The organism is Pseudoalteromonas shioyasakiensis, from assembly GCF_001550135.1.
Classification (GTDB): domain Bacteria; phylum Pseudomonadota; class Gammaproteobacteria; order Enterobacterales; family Alteromonadaceae; genus Pseudoalteromonas; species Pseudoalteromonas shioyasakiensis.
The window spans coordinates 278,933-300,093 of the sequence record NZ_LRUE01000005.1 but is presented as its reverse complement, the minus strand read 5'-3'; the positions used below and the strand labels follow the sequence as shown (position 1 = coordinate 300,093).

16 protein-coding genes and 2 riboswitches are annotated in these 21,161 nt (G+C 41.0%); of the genes, 6 read left to right on the top strand and 10 right to left on the bottom strand.

The genetic code is table 11. The features are described from left to right. Positions 1-74 precede the first annotated feature (74 nt). Positions 75-1,118, top strand: coding sequence for a S66 family peptidase (locus tag PASHI_RS03145; protein ID WP_062564556.1), 1,044 nt, complete (start codon positions 75-77; stop codon positions 1,116-1,118). A gap of 36 nt (positions 1,119-1,154) precedes the next feature. On the opposite strand, the gene PASHI_RS03140 is transcribed toward PASHI_RS03145, so the two are convergent. After that, entirely contained in the window at positions 1,155-1,811 is a 657-nt protein-coding gene (locus PASHI_RS03140) for a nitroreductase family protein (protein WP_054562008.1), read from the bottom strand. Between the two features lie 102 nt (positions 1,812-1,913). On the opposite strand from PASHI_RS03140, the gene PASHI_RS03135 reads away from it, so the two are divergent. Further along, complete coding sequence (locus tag PASHI_RS03135) at positions 1,914-2,852, top strand: LysR family transcriptional regulator (protein ID WP_062564555.1); 939 nt, start codon at positions 1,914-1,916, stop codon at positions 2,850-2,852. A gap of 47 nt (positions 2,853-2,899) precedes the next feature. Continuing rightward, a riboswitch (FMN riboswitch) is annotated at positions 2,900-3,047 on the top strand. A 106-nt stretch (positions 3,048-3,153) separates the two neighbouring features. Next, on the top strand, positions 3,154-3,807 hold the full coding sequence (ribB, locus tag PASHI_RS03130) for a 3,4-dihydroxy-2-butanone-4-phosphate synthase (protein ID WP_105180530.1): 654 nt from the start codon (positions 3,154-3,156) through the stop codon (positions 3,805-3,807). Positions 3,808-3,920: 113 nt separating this feature from the next. Here ribB and PASHI_RS03125 read toward each other — a convergent pair whose 3' ends face one another. From PASHI_RS03125 to PASHI_RS03110, 4 genes are all read right to left on the bottom strand, one after another. Then, the gene (locus tag PASHI_RS03125; RefSeq protein ID WP_062564554.1) at positions 3,921-4,784 is read right to left on the bottom strand and encodes a D-Ala-D-Ala carboxypeptidase family metallohydrolase; all 864 of its coding nucleotides are present in this window, start codon (positions 4,782-4,784) and stop codon (positions 3,921-3,923) included. A gap of 8 nt (positions 4,785-4,792) precedes the next feature. Beyond that, positions 4,793-6,409 (bottom strand): L,D-transpeptidase family protein, encoded by a 1,617-nt coding sequence (locus PASHI_RS03120; RefSeq protein WP_062564553.1) that lies wholly within the window; start codon positions 6,407-6,409, stop codon positions 4,793-4,795. Positions 6,410-6,566: 157 nt separating this feature from the next. After that, positions 6,567-9,719: an efflux RND transporter permease subunit gene (locus PASHI_RS03115; protein WP_062564552.1), complete on the bottom strand. Its 3,153-nt coding sequence runs from the start codon at positions 9,717-9,719 to the stop codon at positions 6,567-6,569. A 3-nt stretch (positions 9,720-9,722) separates the two neighbouring features. Beyond that, complete coding sequence (locus PASHI_RS03110) at positions 9,723-10,895, bottom strand: efflux RND transporter periplasmic adaptor subunit (protein ID WP_062564551.1); 1,173 nt, start codon at positions 10,893-10,895, stop codon at positions 9,723-9,725. Positions 10,896-11,053: 158 nt separating this feature from the next. Here PASHI_RS03110 and PASHI_RS03105 point away from each other — a divergent pair, with 158 nt between their 5' ends. Continuing rightward, positions 11,054-11,302, top strand: coding sequence for a YkgJ family cysteine cluster protein (locus PASHI_RS03105; RefSeq protein WP_054551936.1), 249 nt, complete (start codon positions 11,054-11,056; stop codon positions 11,300-11,302). Between the two features lie 53 nt (positions 11,303-11,355). After that, a complete protein-coding gene (locus PASHI_RS03100; RefSeq protein ID WP_156426449.1) occupies positions 11,356-12,039 on the top strand; it encodes an ankyrin repeat domain-containing protein in 684 nt (227 codons plus the stop codon). A gap of 55 nt (positions 12,040-12,094) precedes the next feature. Here PASHI_RS03100 and PASHI_RS03095 read toward each other — a convergent pair whose 3' ends face one another. The 5 genes from PASHI_RS03095 to PASHI_RS03075 all read right to left on the bottom strand — a co-directional run bounded on the left by PASHI_RS03095 (position 12,095) and on the right by PASHI_RS03075 (position 19,422). Further along, on the bottom strand, positions 12,095-13,933 hold the full coding sequence (locus PASHI_RS03095; protein WP_062564549.1) for a TonB-dependent receptor plug domain-containing protein: 1,839 nt from the start codon (positions 13,931-13,933) through the stop codon (positions 12,095-12,097). Between the two features lie 162 nt (positions 13,934-14,095). Further along, complete coding sequence (locus PASHI_RS03090) at positions 14,096-14,650, bottom strand: DUF4136 domain-containing protein (RefSeq protein ID WP_058585205.1); 555 nt, start codon at positions 14,648-14,650, stop codon at positions 14,096-14,098. Positions 14,651-14,813: 163 nt separating this feature from the next. Continuing rightward, entirely contained in the window at positions 14,814-17,600 is a 2,787-nt protein-coding gene (locus PASHI_RS03085; RefSeq protein ID WP_062564548.1) for an AAA family ATPase, read from the bottom strand. After that, positions 17,600-18,145, bottom strand: coding sequence for a condensin complex protein MksE (locus tag PASHI_RS03080; protein WP_062564547.1), 546 nt, complete (start codon positions 18,143-18,145; stop codon positions 17,600-17,602). Before PASHI_RS03080 ends, PASHI_RS03085 begins: the two co-directional genes overlap by 1 nt. Before the next feature lie 2 nt (positions 18,146-18,147). Next, positions 18,148-19,422, bottom strand: a complete 1,275-nt coding sequence (locus tag PASHI_RS03075) for a hypothetical protein (protein ID WP_062564546.1) — start codon at positions 19,420-19,422, stop codon at positions 18,148-18,150. 148 nt (positions 19,423-19,570) lie between these two features. Between PASHI_RS03075 and nhaD the strand changes: the two genes are divergently transcribed. Next, entirely contained in the window at positions 19,571-20,821 is a 1,251-nt protein-coding gene (gene nhaD / locus PASHI_RS03070) for a sodium:proton antiporter NhaD (protein ID WP_062564545.1), read from the top strand. Positions 20,822-20,909: 88 nt separating this feature from the next. Further along, positions 20,910-21,082, top strand: a riboswitch (Lysine riboswitch). The last annotated feature ends 79 nt before the right edge of the window (positions 21,083-21,161 follow it).

Sequence of the window (21,161 nt, the reverse complement as noted above, 5' to 3'; positions counted from 1 at the left end):
TTTTTTATGCCTGTTTACAGGCGTGGATTTATTCGGTACGTTGGCTATCATACAGTCGTAATGAAGGAGTAATAATGGCAAAAATTCAGTATCCTAAACCGCTTGAGCAAGGTGATAAAATAGCCATATGTGCTTTTTCATCAGGTGTTGATAAAGTCTTTCATGAACGCTTAGACATAGTACTTAATGGCTTAACCGCCAAAGGTTTTACTGTTGTTGAAGGTGCCTGTTTACGTCAGTCACACAATAGTGCAAAGCAACGTGCTGATGAGCTAATGCAGTATTTAACTGATGATTCAATAGCAGCCATTATGCCGCCATGGGGCGGTGATCTTACCATGGAAATTTTACTTCTTCTGGATTTCAATGCGATAAGTAAAGCAAGGCCTAAATGGTTGGTTGGCTTTTCAGATATCAGCACGTTTGCATGTGCATTAACAACTCGTTGTGGCAGGGCAACCTTGCACGCTGCAAATTTAATGCAAATTCATCCTGACGATCCCGATGTTTATTTAGCAAACATATTCAGTGCTATGTCACTTGAAGAAAAACAGCAATTGCATCAAGTCGCGTCGCCTTTTTATCAGCAAAAGCCTATTGATTATAAAGCTAAGCCTGAGGCTCAATTTGACTATACCGCTCCAAGCCAATGGCGCTGTATTAACTATAAAGATAAACGCCAAATTGAAGTGTCTGGGCGCTTAATTGGCGGCTGTTTAGATACGTTAGGTCTGTTGTTACCCTCAAATTACTATGCATTGCATGAATTTAAAAAGCAGTATGCGCCTGAGGGGTTAATTTTATACCTAGAAAATGCAGAGCTTAGTCCGATGGCCCTTGCACGTTGTTTGTTATCGTTAAAGTTGAATGATGTTTTTACTGATGTAAATGCGGTGGTATTTGGCCGCAGCCCTGCAATTAATAACGACTGCTACTTCGATGAATACCAAGCAATAGAGCTCGCATTTAAAGGTAATTTATTCCCAGTTATCGTTGATGCCGACATTGGCCACGTAGCCCCAAATTTAGCACTAATAAATGGAGCTGTTGCCACAATAACAGCAGATTTGTGTGAAGGTATGGCGAGTAATGTGGTTGTGAAGACTGACCTAAAATAACAATTATGCAGGCAAAGCCTGCATAATCTTTAGGCTTTAAACTACAGTAATCACCGCATCTTTATCTAAACGCGATTTTGGTAATGCAGCATTATAATCTTGCTCTGGCTCGTGATAACCAATAGCGAGTGCCACTTCACATACATAACCATCTAACTCATCAGCAAAAAGCTCACCAAGTAAGTCTTTATCGACACCTTCCATCGGTGTTGAATCTAAACCTAAACGAGCCACTGTGTGCATGGTATTACCTAATGCAATGTAGGTTTGAGCTTTAGTCCAAGCGGCGTTATCACCTTGTTCATCTGTATTTAAATCAACAAAGGCGAAGGCACCAAAGGCCTGCTCTTTGTTTTCAGCTTTTGTACGGCCATTAGCAATATCGGCATCAATTACTTTTTCATAATCAGCACGTTTATAGCTTGGGTTATAAGCAAATAAAATGGTGTGTGATGCCGCTTTTGCATGAACTTGGTTAAACTGAAACTTATTTGCAAAACTATCATGCAGACGCTGTTTACCTTGCTCTGATTCAATTACCACAAATTTCCATGGTTGAGAATTAATAGACGATGGCGACAGGCGTAATGCTTCTAAAATTACAGCTAAGTCTGCTTGGCTAATTTGTTTTGAAGCGTCGTAACGTTTACTTGTATAACGGCGTTGTAAGTCAGAAATGATTGGGTGTGTCATGATTTGCTCCCGCATGTATAACAATTAGGTGCAGTTTACGCCTTGCATACTTTACGATAAAGCGCATAATCGAATAAACATTATCAAAAATTTTTAGTTAATATGTTGGTTGAAGATCTCAAATTAATCCTCAAGGTTGCTGAGTTTCGTAGTATTACAACCGCAGCAGCCAAATTAGACATGCGAGCCGCTACCGCCAGCGCTGCTATTAAGCGTGTTGAAGCAGCGCTGGGTGCGGAGTTATTTGTTCGAACAACTCGTCATTTGCGGTTATCTGCGGCTGGGGAGCGCTTTTTACCTCAGTGTCAGCAAGCAGTGCTCATGCTTGAGCAAGCCACACTTGCGTTAAAAGGTGAGCATGATGAAATCGAAGGCGAGCTCAGGGTTGCACTATCTTCAGACTTAGGCCGCAACATCATTATCCCATGGTTAGATGAGTTACTTGATGAATATCCAAAGCTGAGTATGCGCCCGCATATTAGCGATAGTAATGTCGACTTTTACCGAGACTCCGTTGATTTTGCGCTTAGGTATGGCTCGCCATCCGACTCAAATTTATATGGCTTTAAAATTTGTAATGTTCCGCGGCTGTTATGTGCAACTCCAGAGTACATTGCCGAACATGGCACGCCGACACATCCCGATGAATTAAATCAGCATCAGGGTCTATTTTATCAACTGCAAGATATCATCAATAATGTCTGGGAATTTACCGATGGAACCGAGCGTTTTAAGGTGAAAATGCAAGGCCGTCGAGCATCTAATGATGGTGATTTGGTAAGGCGTTGGTGTGTGGCTGGTAAAGGCCTAGCGGTTAAATCATGTATTGATATCAGTGATGATTTACTAAGTGGGCGGGTAGTGCCAGTAATGCAAAATTACCCTCACTTATGTGCAGAGCTTTGGCTAATATGCCCAAGTAGACAGTCCATTACACCCGCGGTTCGTCTAGTGCGTGATATATGCCGAGAAAAAACCAAGGCGATACTCAATCAACTGATTGAAAAAGGCATATTAGATAAGCGGGTACTCGATAACTAACTATTTTGGGTATAGAATAGCGAGGCTTATTCATCTTATTGATTAAGCAACATTCTCAGGGCGGGGTGAAATTCCCCACCGGCGGTATACTTTAAATTTAAGTGAGCCCGCGAGCGCTTTAACTTTGGTTGAAGGTCAGCAGATCTGGTGAGAGGCCAGAGCCGACGGTGATAGTCCGGATGAAAGAGAATATAGTTTATCTATAAAACAGTAATTGGCTGCCTGCGGGTGGTCTTTTTTGCTGTGCCTTTCAATGTCCTGAATCTTTTCATATTTAATTTAATAGGTATTAAAAATGATGATTCAGTCTTCTTTACTCAGCCAATTTGGCGAACCACTTGAACGCGTTGAACGTGCGATTGCTGCTTTGCAGCAAGGTGAAGGCGTACTTGTGGTAGATGACGAAAACCGTGAAAACGAAGGTGATTTTGTGTACTCAGCACAGCACCTGACCACAGAGCAAATGGCCATGATGATCCGTGAAGGCAGCGGTATTGTGTGTCTTTGCATGGGCGATGAGCGTGTTAAACAGCTTGATTTACCACAAATGGTTGAGCATAACACCAGCCAGAACAAAACAGCTTATACAGTGACTATTGAAGCTAAAACGGGCGTGACAACCGGCGTTTCAGCGGCTGATCGTGTAACCACCATTAAAGCGGCAACAGCAGACAATGCAAAGCCTGAAGATTTATCTCGCCCTGGGCATGTGTTTGGACTGCGAGCACAAACCGGTGGTGTATTAGTTCGTCGTGGTCATACCGAGGCATCGGTTGATTTAATGCAGTTAGCAGGTTTAACACCGTTTGGTGTAATTTGCGAATTAACGAATCCAGATGGTTCAATGGCTCGCTTGCCTGAAGTTAGCAAGTTTGCCAGTGAGCACAACATGCCCGTTGTATCGATTGAAGATTTAGTTGCTTATATCCAAGCAACGCAAAAACAAGCATGTTAAAAGCTTTAAGTTTTGAGCTATAAGCTATAAGTAAAAAGTGAGGCTACCTTGGTAGCTTCATTTTTATATTAACCGGTACAAAATTTCATTACGCATGGCTTGACTGATAAGAATTACCACCTAGCGGTAAATCCACGGTTATCTATGTGAACAAAACCACCGTGGTGGGAGGCGGGTTTATAGCGGCCAATACCGCCATTATAGCGACTGTGTTTTTGGAACTTTTCAAACACTTTATAAAGCACATCAACATCAGCAATCGTTAGTTTACCATCGCCATTTAAATCGTCCATTCGGCCATCACCATCTTCATCTATATAAAGGTCAAAGGCATCGCCATATTGGTGTCGGCTGTGTTTGCCATTACCAATTGAGCGATTGTAATGGGGGGTTCTATAGCCGCTGATAAAGGCAAATTTGCTTACTTTAATCCCTTCATTTTGTACAAACGTGAGCAGCTCTTCGAGCATCATCAAGCCATCGTTGTTGACATAAAGATACTTTGGAAAGCCACTCACTTGCTTACAAATTACATTTTTAACTTGCACATGAGGAGTCAGCTGGCGTGTTAGGTCTTTCTCAAAAATTTCTATAAACCCGTTTGGCGCACTGTATTGTGTATAGCCTTTATAAGGGGCAGGGTAGAGGCCTATTTGATAATTATTCAATCGCTTATTGCTAGCATTGAATGGTTTTTTCACTATAACGAGTAAGCGTTTTCTCGTTTTGTTGTTACTCAGTACTAGGCTATAAAACCCTGCATTTTCTGGGGCATAAACGGCAATGCTATTTGGCCCTAATCGCTCAGTCTCAACATCTGATACTGCAGTTGGAACAAAATCAGCCGTGTTATCAAGTGTTAGCACTTGTTTTGCATCAAGTACAAGGCTGTGCAGCGAATCAGTTAATTCAATGGCAGCAACAGAGCATGTAGTTAACGCTAAGCACACACTAAAAATAATACGGCTGAAATACATAGTGACCTCTAAATTCTATTGTTTGCTAATGGTGTGGTGAGTGCTTTTAATAACGCGCCATCGCGATTATAAACGTCGGTATAAAATTGTAGGCCCTCGTCGTTACCCGCAACGGTCCAATACATTAACAGTACATCCAGCGGTTTTGATAAGCTGACTTTTTTAGTTTCTTTTGCAGCAATGGCGTCATCAATTTCACTACGGCTCCAATTATCTGAGGTTTCTAGTATTTTCTCAGCTAAGGTGAATGGGTCATCAACTCTTACACAGCCGTGGCTAAATGCACGTTGGTCTTGCTGGAATAAACTTTTTGCAGGGGTATCGTGCAAATAGATTGAGTATTTATTTGGGAACATAAACTTGATTTGCCCTAATGAATTATTCTCTGAAGGCTGTTGTACAAACCAATACGGGAAGTTTTTGCGGCTAGCATTCGGCCAATCAATACTCTCGCTATCTACTGGGTTACGGCGACTATCAACCACAACAAAGTCTTTCTCGTTTAAGTAGTTTGGGTTTTCTTTCATTTTTTTGATGATGCCACCTGAAATACTCCTCGGTACTGTCCAGGTTGGGTTCATCACGATATAGCTCATTTGCCCTTTAAATATTGGCGTTTTGGTGTAGTTTCTGCCTACGACTACATTGGTTTGCCATTTTAATTTATTGTCTTCAAATAAATACAGCAGGTAACCTGCGATATTTACCACTAAGAAGCGCTCTGTTAGCGTGTTATCAACCCAACGAATGCGCTCTAGGTTTACTAAAATATCATTAACGTACTCACTGTAATCTTTGTTGAGTAGCTTTAAAGTGGCGTTGCCAATCACACCGTCATCAGCAACTTGATGCGCATTCTGAAAGCGTTTAACTGCTGCGACTAGCTCATCGTTATAATCAGTGGCATCACTGTTACTGCCGTCAAAATACTTTAGTCGTTTTAACTTTTGTCTCAAAAGCGGCACTGCCGGGTCTGATTGCCCGGGTTTTAATACCTTGTTTTGTAGTGCGAAGTCAGGTAACTCGCCAGTGGCATCAAGCTCTCGATAAAACACAAGGGCGTCTTTTAAACGCTTATAATGAGGCAAAACAGGTTTTAGATTTTCAAGTCCCTTATCAAGGCTTTTGGATTTTACATGTTTAAGTAATGAGGCCGCTGCAGCATCTGGGCTGACATCAAACTGTTCATAGTTCCATGTGGCTGCTAGTTGTTTAGGGTTAACTTTTCCGCGAATTAAGTGTTTTGCATAGGTCATCACGGCATCTGTCATCAGAACATCAAACTGGGCTTCTACGGCATCCGCTCCGCGTTTATCTATTTCGCTGGCCAGCGCCATTAATGTATCAAAGTGATAGTCGTTAGGAGATAGCCCTTCAAGTTCTGCTTGCGCAATTAAGTTGAGCGCTTGCTTGGCATATTTTACGTTGTCCCATACTCGTTCAAAACTATTTGCTTTATAGGTGGCAACGGTCATTTCAGGGGAGTGGATTTGTTGTCCTTCTATACTGTGAGACTCACCAATCAGAATAGGCTCAAGCTGTTGTTGTAAGTATTGGTTTTCAGCCAGCACAGGCATACAAATGGATAAACAACTTACCAAAGCTGTGTAGCGTAGAATTTTCATAGCTATGTCCTTATAACGTATTTAGTAATTTCTTGAATTGTTTCTTTTTTGCTCATTTAAGCTTAGCAAAACAATACGATTTATAGGAACATATTTTTAAATAAAAAACGCTTGGCAAATTTATTGCCAAGCGTTCGGTTGGGATCGTGAGAGGGGCTTAATTACTGGTTGTTTGTAATTTTGCTTCTGGCTCTGCTTTTTTACCTCTTAGCTTGCCAATTAAGCGTTTAAAGTCTTCTAACGCGACGTACTGACAAGGGATTAAAATAAGCGTAATGACCGTTGCAAATAAAACCCCGAATGCCAGTGATACAGCCATTGGGATAACGATTTTTGCTTGTAAGCTTGTTTCCATAATGATTGGTAATACACCAATAAAGGTCGTTATTGAGGTCAGTAATATTGCTCTAAAACGACGCGCACCGGCTTGCATTACAGCCTCTTTGGTTGCAACACCTTCAGCGCGAGCTTTATTGACAAAGTCGACCATCACTAGCGAGTCGTTTACGACCACACCTGCAACAGCGATGATACCGAATACCGATAAGCTACTCATTGTCATACCTAAAATCATATGACCGAACATTGCACCAATGACACCGAATGGAATAACCGACATGATGATAAATGGCTGTGAGTACGAACGTAGTGGAATAGCAAGTAACGCAAAGATAATCATCATTGATAAAGCAAAATCACGTACTTGTTCTGCCACACTATCCATTTCTTCTTGAATACGACCTGCCACATTACTTTCTACACCTGGGTAGCTTTTCAGTAGGCTAGGTAAGTATTCGTCACGAATTTCTTTTGCAATGGCAAATGGTTCAGCTTGGTCAGTATTAACCGCAGCCCAAACGTTTACAGTACGTTTAGCATTTTCACGACGAATACGGTTTACACCATCTACAATGTTTACTTTAGCAACCTCAGCAAGCGGTACTTCAACACCCGTTGGTGTAATGATACGTGCATCTGTGATGTCACTTACTGCGTTTCGCGATTCACGAGGGTAGCGGATCATTACTTTGATCTCTTCGCCGTCACGTAAAATACGTTGCGCTTCTAAACCGTAGTAGCTAAAGCTAACTTGTGATGCCACATCTGAAAGGGTTAACCCTAAGCTGTAAGCAAGCGGTTTAAGTTCAAGTTGAACCTCGTCAGTTGCTGATTGTAGTGAGTCATTTACATCACCTACGCCTTGCATGCTATTTAGCTTTTCTTTTAACTTTGCAGCAACTTCTTTGAGTTTATTGATATCTTTGCCTTCTAAGCGAAAGCTAACATCACCGTCATCACGGCCGCCATTCATGATACTGTCTTCAATATTCAGCGTTTTCACACCTGGCAGTGGTGGCATTTGTTCGCGCCACATTGCACTTAATTGGAAGGTATCAATAGGACGTAAGTCCGGTTCGACCAAAATCGCCATAATGCGTGCACTTGTACGACCGCGTAAACTAACCGATAAGTCGCGGATCATCGCTTGACCATATTGCTCTTCAAGTTGTTTATCGACATCTAAAATCAGCTTTTCAATGGTTTGCGCTGTCTCAAGGGTTGCTTGCTCAGACGAAGATAAGTTCATTTCAACTGAGATACGCGGGAAATCATGTGGAATTTTAGGATTCGCAACAAATTTCACTAAACCACCAGCGAACATACCGCCACTAACAATAAGCACACAGATAAAGCCAACAATCACGGTGTAACGGTAATGAATACAGCGACCAATAAATGGTGTGTAGTAATTATCAACAAAGTTCTTGAGGCCTTTATCCATACCTAAACGTAAGCGATGTAATGGATTTTTAGGATTCGCAGGTTTACTTTTCATGGCTGCTAAGTGAGCCGGTAAAATTAGTTTTGACTCAATTAGTGAGAAAATTAAACATAGGATAATTACACCACCAATGGCTTTAGAAAACGCAGAGCCAGGCCCTGTTGCCAGTGTTTGTGGTAAAAATGCGGCAATTGTGGTTAACACCCCAAAGGTTGCAGGAATAGCAACGCGTTTTACGCCGCGCACTACGTTATCTAGGCTGTGACCATGCTTTTCAATTTCAGCACTGGCAGACTCACCGACGACGATAGCATCATCAACGACTATCCCGAGCACCAGTATAAATGCGAATAAAGAAGCTAAGTTAACAGTGATGTCTATAAAGCCCAATGGCATCATTAAAAATGCACCTAGGAATGACACAGGTAAGCCCATCATTACCCAAAATGCTAAGCGTAGTGGTAAAAATAGCGCCAGTACTACCATCACTAAAATACCACCCCAAATCATGTTGTCGATCATCATGTTTAGACGACCTTCAAGGTAGTAAGTTAAATCAACAATCGGTGATAGTTTTACGCCTGCTGGTAACTGTGGTGCTTTATCTGCTAGATATTTTTTTAATACAGCAGCAACTTTAGTGATGTCTTGATCTTTCGACGCATTTACTTCAAAAGTTAGTGAGTTTTTACCGTTGTACTTAGAGTATTGTAAGCCTTCTTCAAAGCCGTCATTAATTGTTGCTACATCACCTAAGAAAACTTGTGCACCATCTGGTAAGTGTAATAAAGGCAGATTTTCGAACTCTTTACCACGATACGCTTGATTTTCAACACGCATCGAAATGTAGCCATTTTCAGAGCGAATTTGACCTGCAGACATATTGGCAGAAAAGCTGCGAACGGCTGTGGCAATATCACGGAAAGTTAAACCATACTCACGTAGTTTATCTGGGCTGATTTCAATGCCAATTTCATAGTTTAAGCCACTGTAAAAGTTGACCAAGTTAATTTGTGGTAAAGCTTGTAGCTCATCTTTTATGTCGTTACCAAGTTCTTTGAGCTGGTAGTTACTCATATCGCCATACAGCGCGAGAATCATAACTTCTTGCTCAAACTTTTCACGGCGAACAATTGGGCGTTCCATCTCCGCAGGGAAGGTATTGATTGAATCAACCTGCATCTTGATTTCATCGAGTACTTCTTGCGGGTCGTACTTTTCTTCGATTTCTATCCAAGCTTGTGAAAAACCACGGTTCGAATAGGTAATTAAACGCTTAATGCCTTCGAGACCCTCTAAAGACTCTTCGACCTTAATGGTGATGCCTTCTTCTACCTCTTGTGGCGCAGCCCCTGGGTAGACAGCTTGAATACTGATCCAGTTACTTTCAAACTGTGGGAACATTTGTTTACGCACCGACATTGCTGTCAATAAGCCGCCCACTAAAATGAAGATCATAAGTAGGTTTGCAGCAACTGGGTTGCGAGCAAACCAGGCAATAAGCCCTTTTTCTCTGTGCGTGGTCATGGCTTATTCCTCTTTTAACGCTAACTGCGTTGTTGGCACACTTAGTTTTGCATTATCTAGCTTGACTGCCATGCCTTCAGTTGGGTATTCAAGAGCAGAGGTAATAAGTTGTTCACCATTAGCAAGGCCATTATCGGCGATTACCATGCCATTTTGTTCGCGCACTATGTTAAGTGTTTTAAAAGTAAGGGTTTCGCCATCTTGTAAAACGGCTACTTTATTGTCTTTAACTAAGTGATGCGGAACAACAATTGCGTTGTCTAATGCACGGCCTTCGATAGTGGCATTAATGTATGAGCCAAAACGTAATGGCTGCTTTTGCTCATAAGGCGTTGCTACTTGTGCTACTAAGTAATTCATGCGGCTACGTTGGTCCACAACTCCTTCGCTACGTACGATAGTTGCTTGCCAGGTTGTTTGTTTACCTGCAAATTCAGCGTTAATTGATACGCTGGCGCCAATTCCTTGGTTATTTAGGTATTGCAGATCTTTATCAGCAACAGGTAAACGAATTTCAGCCAATGACGTTGAGCTCAGGCTACCAAAGCTGTTACCAGGGTTTACTACACTGCCTAAACTAATTAGACGCTCGTCAATAATCGCATCGTATGGTGCTTTAATATATGTACGTTCAAGATTACGTTTAGCTCGTTTTACACTCGCTTGCGCTGCACGGTAACTTGCAAGTTTTTCAGCAAGTTGTGGTTTACGTAAATAAAGCTCAGATGGAATAACTTGGTTTGAGTCACCTTTGATGCGGTCCCACTCAGCTTGCGCAACTGACACCTGTGCACGTTCAATCTCGAGTGCAGAGCTTGCTTGTGCCAAACCGGCTTCAGCTTCAATGAGTGCCGCTTCGTAATCATTTGGGTCAATACGTGCTAGAATGTCGCCTTGCTTAACAAATCCACCTTGTACAAATTGATCTGATAACGACACAACCTGACCACTCACTTGCGCAACAAGTTCAGTTTGGTTTTTAGGTTTAACAATACCGTATGATTTTACATCAAGGGTAATAGCGTCAAAACTTAACGGTTTGATTGATACAAGCGGGCGCAGATCTTGTTCTGGTTTTTCGACTGGCGGTTGCTTCATAGAGGCAAATGCGAATGCCATTCCAAGTCCGCCGACTAATACGGCGATAGGGAGAATGATTTGTTTTTTACTAGCCACGGGATAGTCCCTCACGGTTGACGGTAATTAAAAATAAATTTGATAGGCTAAGCATACGCAATAAAGTGTTTACAAGGCGTTTGAAGATGTAACAAACCATTACACATATTACAAAGGCGCTACAAAGGTTCTATAAGAGGTACTCAATGACAGATAAAATGGCATGTAGATTAGGCTGTGGCGCCTGTTGTATTGCACCCAGTATTAGCTCACCGATCCCAGGAATGCCCAACGGCAAAGCAGCGGGAGAGCGCTGTATTCAACTTGATGATAATAACCTATGTAAATTATTTGGTGATGAATCAAGGCCTAAGGTGTGTAGTGACTTTTCTGCTACCGTTGATGTATGTGGCACCACTAACGAACAAGCACTGTATTTAATTACCGAACTTGAGCAGATGACTTAAAAAAGATTAAACCTTTAACACTTTTTAACGGTTGCTGGGATCAGTTGTGGTTTATGGCTAAAGTTTTCTTCATGTTATTTAAAAATGATAAAGAACGACTTGTCTGTTTTAGAATATTACTTGCGAAATTAACTATGAAAATACATGTAATCATCTATCTGATGTTAGCAAGCTCATTTACTTATGCAATACCACTGAAAGTCAAACTTGATCACAGCTCAGAAACGCAATTGCATACTAATCAACAACTCGTTGCTGCTTTGAAAGCAGGTAATAAAGATCAGTTTTTAAAAGCGTTAGCTGCTGGCGCTGATCCAAATTATCAAATTAATCAATCAAGTAATGTGCTTAGCCTAGCCGCAATTAATCTCGACTCTGACTTTTTAAGTGAGCTACTTCAAATGGGTGGAAATCCCAATAGTTACAGAGTGTCTGCAAAACGAAATTTAATATTTGAAGTATTAGGGCCAGATAGAATAGAGCACCTAAGAACTTTACTTAGGTTTTCTCCAAAACTAGATGTTAAGGATGGTATAGGCTCAACACCAATAATATATGCTGCGATATTGAGTAACTACACTGCGATGAAATTACTAATTGAAAAAGGCGCTGACACGTCACTCAAAAATAATTTTGGCTATGATGCTTTAAAGATCTTAGAAGATAACTCCACTCGAGAATGTCATCAATCTGAGTGCTCGCAACTAAATGAAGTGAAACAGATTATTATGAAATAATTAATCGTTCTCAACGAAAAAATGCCAGTCAATTGACTGGCATTATTGCTTTTGCTTACCACGTATAGGTAGCGCTAAGAGTATATTGTTCGCCGCGGCCTGGGGTACCCGGTACTTCTTCGAAAGATTCATCCCAAATGTTGTCAGCTGCAAAGGTAAAAAACACATTATCAAGCTGAGCTGGGGTGAATTGTAGCGTTAACTGCGTGAAGAAGGCTTCATCATCAGAGCTACGTAGGCGGTTACTGTGTTGCTTACGCCATTCGTTATCGATACGCAGCTCAAGTACATCCATTGGTTGCCATACTGCACCCAGTGTTACACGATGATCAGGGTAGTTAAGCGCATAAAAGCTCGCATCAATATCTGCCGTGCCATAGTCTTCTGACTTTTCTAAAAAGGTGTAGCTGGCAATTAACTCAGTGCTTTCAAACGATTTATTCGCTAAAAACTCAACGCCTAAGGTGTCTATATCAACCGGGTTTGCAAAACGTGCTGAGGTTGCATCAAAGCGATATGTCCAATCCGTAAGGTTTTTATCTTTACGGTAGAAAATAGCTGAATCTAAACGCCATGAAGACTGTTCAATCAGTAAACCTAATTCAAGGTTATCGGTGGTTTCGCGCTCAAGGCTGTAGTTACTTCTGAATAATCCGCCCGTTTCACTGCCGCCGATGGCGGTATAACCGGGAACTTGTGTTGCTTCGGCGTATGACGCATACCAAGTATGTTCACTGCCATTTTGATTAGCTACTTTAAGGCTGGCATCGGCAATAAATGAGGTATCTGAGCTATCACGGTTCGTATCATCAAATGCAGCGCCAACACGTAAAGTAAGCTCTTTGTTTGCTGTAAGGGCTGATTTGTACTCAGGCAAGATACTTAGCTTAGTGTAATTACGTGATGTAAAATTGTTTTCAAGAGATGTTGATTCAATTTCATCAGCAATAAATTGCCCAGCATAATTAATTGCATAGCGGTCATTTAAACGGTGACGTCCAGATAATGCTAATGACTTAACCGTGGTTTCGTGAAACGCTTCAAAAATAGCTGGGTTTTCACGAGACAAAACGTAATGGTCGTTATGTTTACGATAATAACCAGTCACTTCAAGGCTATTGCTCTCACCATACATTTGCTTATGATTGAGCATGAAAAGCTTGGTTTCAAGATCTTCTGTTTCGTTAAAGTTAAATGGCGTATAAAGGTTTGGCCAACCAAAAAACTTCTCTTGGCGTCCGAACATTAAATCAGTTTGTGAGCTAGAGCTTGCAAGTTGAATACGCGCTGAGGCACGTTCAAAGTCGTGGTCGCCATTATCAATTGAGCCATCACTTTTTGAGTGCGAGTATTCACCCTCAAAACCTAATCGCCAATCAGGTTTGCTATCAAGCTTTTGGCTATGAGCAGCATGAATACTTTGTAAATTAAAGCCATTCGTACCTGTGCCAAGTGAAACACTACCGGTACTCGTGATAGGGCGCCAGCCAAATGAAACCGTACCAACCGAGCTATTCATTCCATAAAGGGCATTATCAGCACCTGTAAGTACTGAAGGTCCTGTTAGCATTTGTGGTGCAATTGGAATTTCAGCAAAGTAGTGACCAGATTGAGGGTCAAATAATGTACTGCTGCCGACACGAAAGCCTGTATTTTCAAAGATACCACCGCGAATGGTGACATCAGCTTGTGCTTCAGCCATATTACGCGATTGCAAATCGACACGCGGGTCATATTCTAAATTTGATACCGGCGCATCAAAAGTACCTACAGGTTCTTTATTTGCGGTTGCTGAAACTTCAACGGTGATTTGTTCAATATTGTTGGTGTCTTCTGCTAGTACTGAGCAAGTGACGAATAATGCGGGAAGTGTAAGCTGTACTGCGCGTACCATCTAAAACTCTCTTGATTTTGTTTAATCTGGGGTAGTGGCTAGTTAGGCGCACTGAAAATTGTGGGTATTGTATCTGAATCACTGAGTTATACCACTCCAACCAGATTTCAGCAGGCAATAAAAAACCGCGCTAATTGCGCGGTCTTTTAACTAAAACAGTGTTTAGTTTTGATTAATTGATTGCGGTGGGAAGTTACTTAGAATGTTAGCAACAGTTTCTTTGATAACTTCAGTGCGCTTTTCAGGTGATTGGTTCTTTTGTAAACGACCTTCTTTCGCACCACGCCAAACTAATTGGTTAGAAGCACGGTCTACCACGTCTAGAATTAACGTACCCACTTCGTATTCGCGAGCAGTTGTTTGCGTGTTGTAACCCATACCCCAGTAATTCCAGCGTGCGCCGTAACCCACGTTAAAGGTATCTACATCAATTTTAGTATCGACAGAGGCGTGATAGTTAATTAGTACATCTGCTTGCGCTAAATCAACTAGCTTCATACCGCTTTTTTCAAGTTCAGCATTTACAGCGTCACGAACACGTTTTTCCATTAAAGGGCTAATTTGGTAGTTCGCTACGTTTTTAGTCAAGCTGGCATTAGGTACCCAAGAGAAGGTTTTATAATTACTAAAATCTGCTGATTTGTCGTAATCCCAATCAGGCGTTTTAGCACAAGCTGCTAAAAATAATACAGCCGTCGCGATTAATAAGTTCTTCATATTGTTTGCTCCTTGGCAAAATTTCCACTACTTGATTGATAACATAACACAAATAATACTCAACTGAATGATTATTTAAAAACTATGGCACATTTACAAAAAAGTACTGTAATAGTTTGTAAACATAGTCATCCTTGACTGAATCAATGATTAATTTTTATAATTAAACGGTGTGTTCCACTTCTATCCAGTCTTTTTCATCCACCCAGTTTTGAGCACCATCTTTAACAGTACGAATAGGGATGATGTAATCACAGCTAACTTGTGGTTTAACTGAGGCAAAAATCGGCACAAAGCCAAAGCTAAGAGCGGTTTCGATAATTGCTTTTTGGTTTTGTGGATCGATATCAGCTGCTTCATCGATATAAATCGGAATACGATACAAGTTTTGTTCTTGGTCGCTTAATAAGTAACGAATAAACAGCATGCCACAAAGTAGCTTAATGGTGATACGTGTACCGTTAGAGCCGGCTGAATCAATTTTTTCGAAGTGCTCAGTTTCGCCAGCACGGTTTACTACTTCAAAACGAATATCAAATAAATCGGTCAGAGTTAAACCGGCTTTTTCTGAGGCAAGCTTAATTAAATGATCTTTCGCTTCGTTTACCGCAGATTCGCTATATGGCTCTTGGCTTAATAGGTCTAGGGTATCGCCTTGCTCAAACTGATTTGAGGTACTGATAATAGTATCAATGCTATCAACCAGCATCTTGCGCGGAATAACATTAATTTTGAATGCTTGAAGGTTAGAGATACGGTGCTGACTAATCCCTTTATTAAAGCTGTTCATTTCGCGGCGCAGGCGGTCTAAGTCTTCGCGCAAGCCTTTAATAGTAGCGGCTACTTCGGTTAACGCAACGCGGCCTTGACGTTCAACCGCATCGCGCTCGTTTTCTATGTTATGAAACGCGCTTATAAGCTTTTCGTATTTAGTAAACTCATCGTTTTCGTTATCAAATTTAGTAATACCCGCATTGTAAATATGCATGTAGGTGTTACGTACGTTGATATCAAAGTTACGTAGCTCTTGGCAGTCTTTGTTAAAATGATGAATGAGGTCACTCAAATTATCAAAATCAATACTGATCTCAATCATGTATGGCGTCACTTTGCCTGAGTAAAAATCAAGGGTGTGATCGATACGTTCAGATTTAACTTGGCGTAAACGGTCAGCTTGGCGCGCAAGCAAATCTTTTTTCGACTTGATAATTGAGCGACGGTCGCTGATTGAGCCACTATTTTTTTGAATGTCTTGCAGATAGTCGTCAACTTGCTCGCGTTCTGCATTTAACTGCTCTTTTAGCAGTGTTTGTGCATCGACAGATTGCTGCATCACTTCAAATTGTTCAAAGCGTTTTAATGCTTCTTCTGAAGCCATTAGCTCATCATATAAAGCATCTTTTTCTTTTTGCTTTTCGGCGACATTAGCAGCGACTTCGCGTTGTTGTTTAAACTCTTTTAGTGAGTTTTCTAGGGCAGCGAGTTGCGCGGTTAATTGCTCTTTATTTTCGCCCGTTTGCATTTGCACTGGGCTTAGCTTTTTAAGTTTAATCGTCGCGCCAGGAAGAGTCAGTACACCGCCTTTAACATTTGCCGATAACAGCTCTAAGAACTCACCAAAGGCATCTTCGTCTGTGATCTCAACATCACCATTGCTGGTGGTGGCAAACGATAAGATATCAGGGTTTAGAATACGCGAAATCTCTTCAACTTCTTTTAAAGATAAATCTTCACGCATACGGGTGAATAAATTGAACTCAAGGTTCTTTAACTGCAGTTTTAAGCTCTTAATTTGCTTTTGTGTTTCGCTAATACGGTAATCAAGCGTGTGCAAGCTTTGCCCTTGGGCACTGCTTAATGAATGCGATAGCGATTCATAATCTTGTTTAAGCTGAGTAAGGCTTACTTTTAAAGTGGCTTTATTAACTAGTTCAAACTCAGATTTAAGCGCTCGATAGTCTAAAAACCATTGTTCAATTTGAGTTTGTTTACGTTCAATATCGCGCGATTGCTGAATATACAGCTGCTGCTTTTGGTCGAACTCATGCTTTTCGTGTTCGATATCCTCAAGGGCAATATTGAGCTCAGTGAGTTGCTCTTGTTGATAGGTTTCAAAGTCAATCAGTGCTTGGTCAATTTTTGGCGCATAGGCAGCAAGTTTGCCTTTTAAAACCGTTTGGTTTTCAAGCATAGATTCAAGAGCTGCGATAGGCTCTTGCATTGACTCAAGGGCTTTTAATTCACGTTTAGCGCGATTCACTTTATCGAATGAACGTCGCCACACTTCATAAAAGTCGACCCGAGAGTTTGACATATGGCGCTCAAATACGCGTAACATAAAGCGTTTAACATCAATGGCACCTAACTTATGCAAGTTAAGGATACGGCGGAAAATTTCTTTGTAAATCGCGGAGTCTTGCACGTTATTGAGGGGGATCATCTTTAAGTTGATATCGCCATCAAATGGGGTTGCGCCGCCAGTGAGTAGGGCGTTTAGCTCTTGCGCTTTTAATTCAATTGGATTGAAACCTTGCTCTTTTAAGTGATTAAAAAGCTTGGTGAATTTTACAATGGTTTTGCCTTGAGTGTAGTGTTCAAGGTTCAACTTACCTTGGTAGCAAAAAAACTGATGCGCGTAACCAGCAATTTTACCAAGGCCGGCAACACCAATCACCACAGGGCCATTAGGTAGGTCAGCTTCGAGTAAAATATAGGATTGATCTGACGAAAAGTAGAATTTTCGGGTTTCATCTAAATCGTGGCCATCCCATTCTGTTAAACGCAAATCATTAATCAATGGAAATTGCAGGGCATTAATTACCGAGCTTTTACCGGTATTATTCGGTGCACAAATAGAGCTACTTTTATCCAGTGGGATCACGCATTTTGCATAGCCTGCGGTATTTAAAAGCGCAAGTTTGCTGAGTCCATATAGGCTTTGGCTTTGCATTATTCGTCATCTCCTAGGTAGGTTTCTTCGTTTACTTCCATTAATGCATCGATATAACGATAAATAGGTGCTTGCAGCATAAAGCCATTTTCTACTTCGCGAGCAAGACCTAAACGTACCATACGTAGATAAACGTCTTTACGTAAATCTGAGCCTGAGAAGATTTCTAATTGATCAAACAGGTGCTTGTTGATTTGCACTAAGGTTTGCATTAGTTCAAGGTCGTTTACTTCGTCAAACAAGGCACGCATTGGATCTTTACCAGTATTGGCATAATGCTCAATCAAGATGTAGATAGTCAGTGCGATGGCACGCGAAATTTTACCCATATTTGGGGTGCTTTCATCGCTGCCAAAATAGTAATAGCCACGGCTATCGTGTTGCAGATCATGGCCAAGGGCGTTAAATAACGCGCGATAAGCATCAATGTGTTGGTCAAGCTCTTGCCACATCAGCGTGTCTTGTTCGCTAATGTGGTAGCCTGATGTGAGCTTTTTATTAATAGCTTGCAGATGCGTTAAATCATCTAAATTAATATCTGTCATGGTTATTGCTCTGTTGCTTTATTATCGTCAGCAATCGATGAGTTAAATGGGTAAAGAGAGAAGTGTTGCTGGGCAATTTTTATTTTTACTTTCTCTTGGCTTTGGCTAATCTCAAGGTCGCCATCGCTAATTAATTTTTGATACAAGAACAGCATTTCGTCAGCTTCTAAGTCTGGGTAGCTTTCATCTAAGAAACTAAGCAGCGGCTGAGCTTTTTTGCTGGCTTTTTTAAAGCGTTTTCTAAATTGTGTTTTAACGTCGTTGTAATCAGGAATATGTGGGCTTTGATAGGCGGGCACATCATCTTGTTCTGGTAGTTGATATTCATCGTGCTCAAAGTCAACTAAGCCTGCCATATAGGCCACGATATGACGTTGCTGGCCAAGTGAAAAGCGTTGCGCGTCTGAGACAAAGTTAGGCTGTACTGCACTTAACATGTTATCGACGCCATTTTTACGCACTAAACCAAGCACTTTAGCCGCTTGACGCGTAATTAGGTTGTTGCGTCGTAATTCTTCACGCAGTGGCATCAACATATCGGCGCTTTTACGTAAACTTTCACGACCAACTAAATGCATTTCTAAAATACGGGTACGTAATTGCTCTAGCATGCGTTTGTCTTGGTATGACTTACCAAGGCGGTCAATTTGCTCTATTTGCGCGCTAATTTGTTCTTCGATGGTATTAAAGCAAGCGTGGAAGTCACCACGAATATCCACCATTTCCAGCATAGGCTCGATGTATTCATCGAACGCTTCAATTACAGCCTGATAGCGTTTTTGCAGTGATTGCACCGCGTTGTCTGCTTTTGCTTGCTCAACAATATTTAAAATTGCGTTTTCATTGTGGGCAAACAATTTCATTATTTTGCGTACCCGATCATCCATAATACGGCTGAAGCGGCGAAGCTCGTCGTAATCTTCAATTTCACCGGCTTTAGCAAGGCGATTACCAAGGCGAGCTAAATCATCAACAAGCACACTAATTTCTTGGGCAAGACCTAAGTGTTCTTCTTGTAGCAAGAAAGTCGCAAAATCGGCGATCGCACGGTTGATTTCTAACTGCGATGATTTTGCCAGTGGAATGATAATATCTTGATTCAATAAACGATTTGTTTCTTTATAAATGCGTTCATTTGACCACGAAGGTTGTTTTTGTTTTATCGCATTTTGTACGTCTTTCAAGCTGAAATCAGCCATCTTAAAACGTTTAAATAGCAGTTCTAACACCCCCCAATGTTCAGTAAGGGTATTTAATAACTTTTTAGCTGGGATCATAAGGCTCCAGTAAATTCAGACTTTGGTGTTAGCGATTAGTATTAAATTATGTAATTGAGAATAGTTTTATGCTTTCTATGCTGCTAGAATCCGCGCCGAAACACTCGACTTACAATTTTTACATTATTATAAAGGTTGTTCAAACACCATGGTAACCCCACTTATCCTAACCCTGATAGCGGTGGCATTTTTGCTTATCGTTATAGAGGATATTATCCATGTAAACAAGGCCAAAACGACGCTTTTTTTTGGCACTTTATGCTGGATTATCTTATTTATCTCTCCAATTCATGGGCAAAGCCCAGAAACCATACAACATCAACTGGATCACAACATATTAGAAATCGCGACTTTGTGGCTGTTCTTAATGGCTGCGATGACCTTTGTAGCCTATTTGAACTCTAAAGGCTTTATCCAGAATATTGTTCATAAAATTATGCCAAATCAAATCAGTGAACGAAAGCTGATGTTTCTGATTGGTGGCTTTGCGTTTTTATTTTCATCTATTTCAGACAACATTACGGCAACTTTAATCTCGCTTGCGGTGGTGATGTCACTTAAGTTAGATCCTAAAAAATTAATAAAATATGCAACCTTAATTGTATTTAGTGTTAACTCGGGTGGGGTGTCGTTGATCACGGGTGATGTTACAACCCTGATGATTTTCTTAGACGAAAAAGTCACTATTGCTAATCTACTATTATTAATTGCCCCTGCTCTGACAAGTGTTGCACTGCTCGCGGCGATGTTGTCGGTGGGTATGTCGGGTAATGTTGTGTTTGAAAAGCAAGCAGCCCGTCGTATCGAAAAGACAGATATTACCATTGCGGTTATCTTCTTCTCGACGATTATTGCTACGTTAACTTTGAGTGTGCTTTATAGTGTGCCGCCGTTATTAACCTTTTTATTTGGTTTATCTCTGATGTTTTTGGTTGCGCAATTCTTAATGCGCAAAAAAGACGTTAACAAAAAAATCATCGATTATATTCGTGAAATTGAATACGACACCTTATTGTTCTTCGTTGGTGTGTTATTGCTAGTTGGCGCATTAAAAGAAGTTGGCATGCTTGCTAAATTTACTCACTTATATGAGTTGATGGCACCGGAATATGCCAACTACTTGATGGGGCTATTATCAGCGGCGGTAGATAACGTACCTCTAACTGCAGCACTTTTAAAAGCTGATATTGTGATGAGCCCTCAGCAATGGCTGTCGTTTACTTACGCAACTGGGGTAGGTGGCTCAATGCTTATAATCGGCTCTGCGGCAGGTATTATTGCCATGAGTAAGGTAAAAGCACTAACCTTTATGAGCTATCTTAAAATGTCGGTTTATTTATTAACTGCTTATACCGTTGGTTATTACGGTTCGCACTTAGCGGGCAGTTTAATTTCATAAAACAACTTGACAGCTAGACGTCTAAACGTTAACTTTCGAAGCCTGCTTTTAACAGCAGGCTTTGTTATTTTAACCAGGTGTTAACTTAACATTCAGAAGAGGTGCGATACTTAGGTAATTAATGTGAGGTGACGAACGCCGATGACCATTAATGAGGGAAGTACTCGCCGAGAAAATTAACCGGACGTCACGGTTATTTTTCGGTTTATGGGGCTGAATCCTCAAAACTGTCACCAAACTAGGTGGAGAGCTTCTGGCATGGACTACTCTTTATTTTCAAAGCACCCCCTTGCCGAGTTCTTCTTGAATTACTGTGGATAGTTTTCCACAAAAGGAGACG

Excerpts from the sequence above, each read along its gene's own strand:
- PASHI_RS03140 (WP_054562008.1), bottom strand. The coding sequence starts at position 1,811 with ATGACACACCCAATCATTTCTGACTTACAACGCCGTTATACAAGTAAA.
- PASHI_RS03095 (WP_062564549.1), bottom strand. The coding sequence starts at position 13,933 with ATGGTACGCGCAGTACAGCTTACACTTCCCGCATTATTCGTCACTTGC.
- PASHI_RS03115 (WP_062564552.1), bottom strand. The coding sequence starts at position 9,719 with ATGACCACGCACAGAGAAAAAGGGCTTATTGCCTGGTTTGCTCGCAAC.
- PASHI_RS03090 (WP_058585205.1), bottom strand. The coding sequence starts at position 14,650 with ATGAAGAACTTATTAATCGCGACGGCTGTATTATTTTTAGCAGCTTGT.
- PASHI_RS03135 (WP_062564555.1), top strand. The coding sequence starts at position 1,914 with ATGTTGGTTGAAGATCTCAAATTAATCCTCAAGGTTGCTGAGTTTCGT.
- PASHI_RS03120 (WP_062564553.1), bottom strand. The coding sequence starts at position 6,409 with ATGAAAATTCTACGCTACACAGCTTTGGTAAGTTGTTTATCCATTTGT.
- PASHI_RS03145 (WP_062564556.1), top strand. The coding sequence starts at position 75 with ATGGCAAAAATTCAGTATCCTAAACCGCTTGAGCAAGGTGATAAAATA.
- PASHI_RS03075 (WP_062564546.1), bottom strand. The coding sequence starts at position 19,422 with ATGATCCCAGCTAAAAAGTTATTAAATACCCTTACTGAACATTGGGGG.
- PASHI_RS03100 (WP_156426449.1), top strand. The coding sequence starts at position 11,356 with ATGGCTAAAGTTTTCTTCATGTTATTTAAAAATGATAAAGAACGACTT.
- PASHI_RS03105 (WP_054551936.1), top strand. The coding sequence starts at position 11,054 with ATGGCATGTAGATTAGGCTGTGGCGCCTGTTGTATTGCACCCAGTATT.
- PASHI_RS03085 (WP_062564548.1), bottom strand. The coding sequence starts at position 17,600 with ATGCAAAGCCAAAGCCTATATGGACTCAGCAAACTTGCGCTTTTAAAT.
- PASHI_RS03125 (WP_062564554.1), bottom strand. The coding sequence starts at position 4,784 with ATGTATTTCAGCCGTATTATTTTTAGTGTGTGCTTAGCGTTAACTACA.
- nhaD (WP_062564545.1), top strand. The coding sequence starts at position 19,571 with ATGGTAACCCCACTTATCCTAACCCTGATAGCGGTGGCATTTTTGCTT.
- PASHI_RS03080 (WP_062564547.1), bottom strand. The coding sequence starts at position 18,145 with ATGACAGATATTAATTTAGATGATTTAACGCATCTGCAAGCTATTAAT.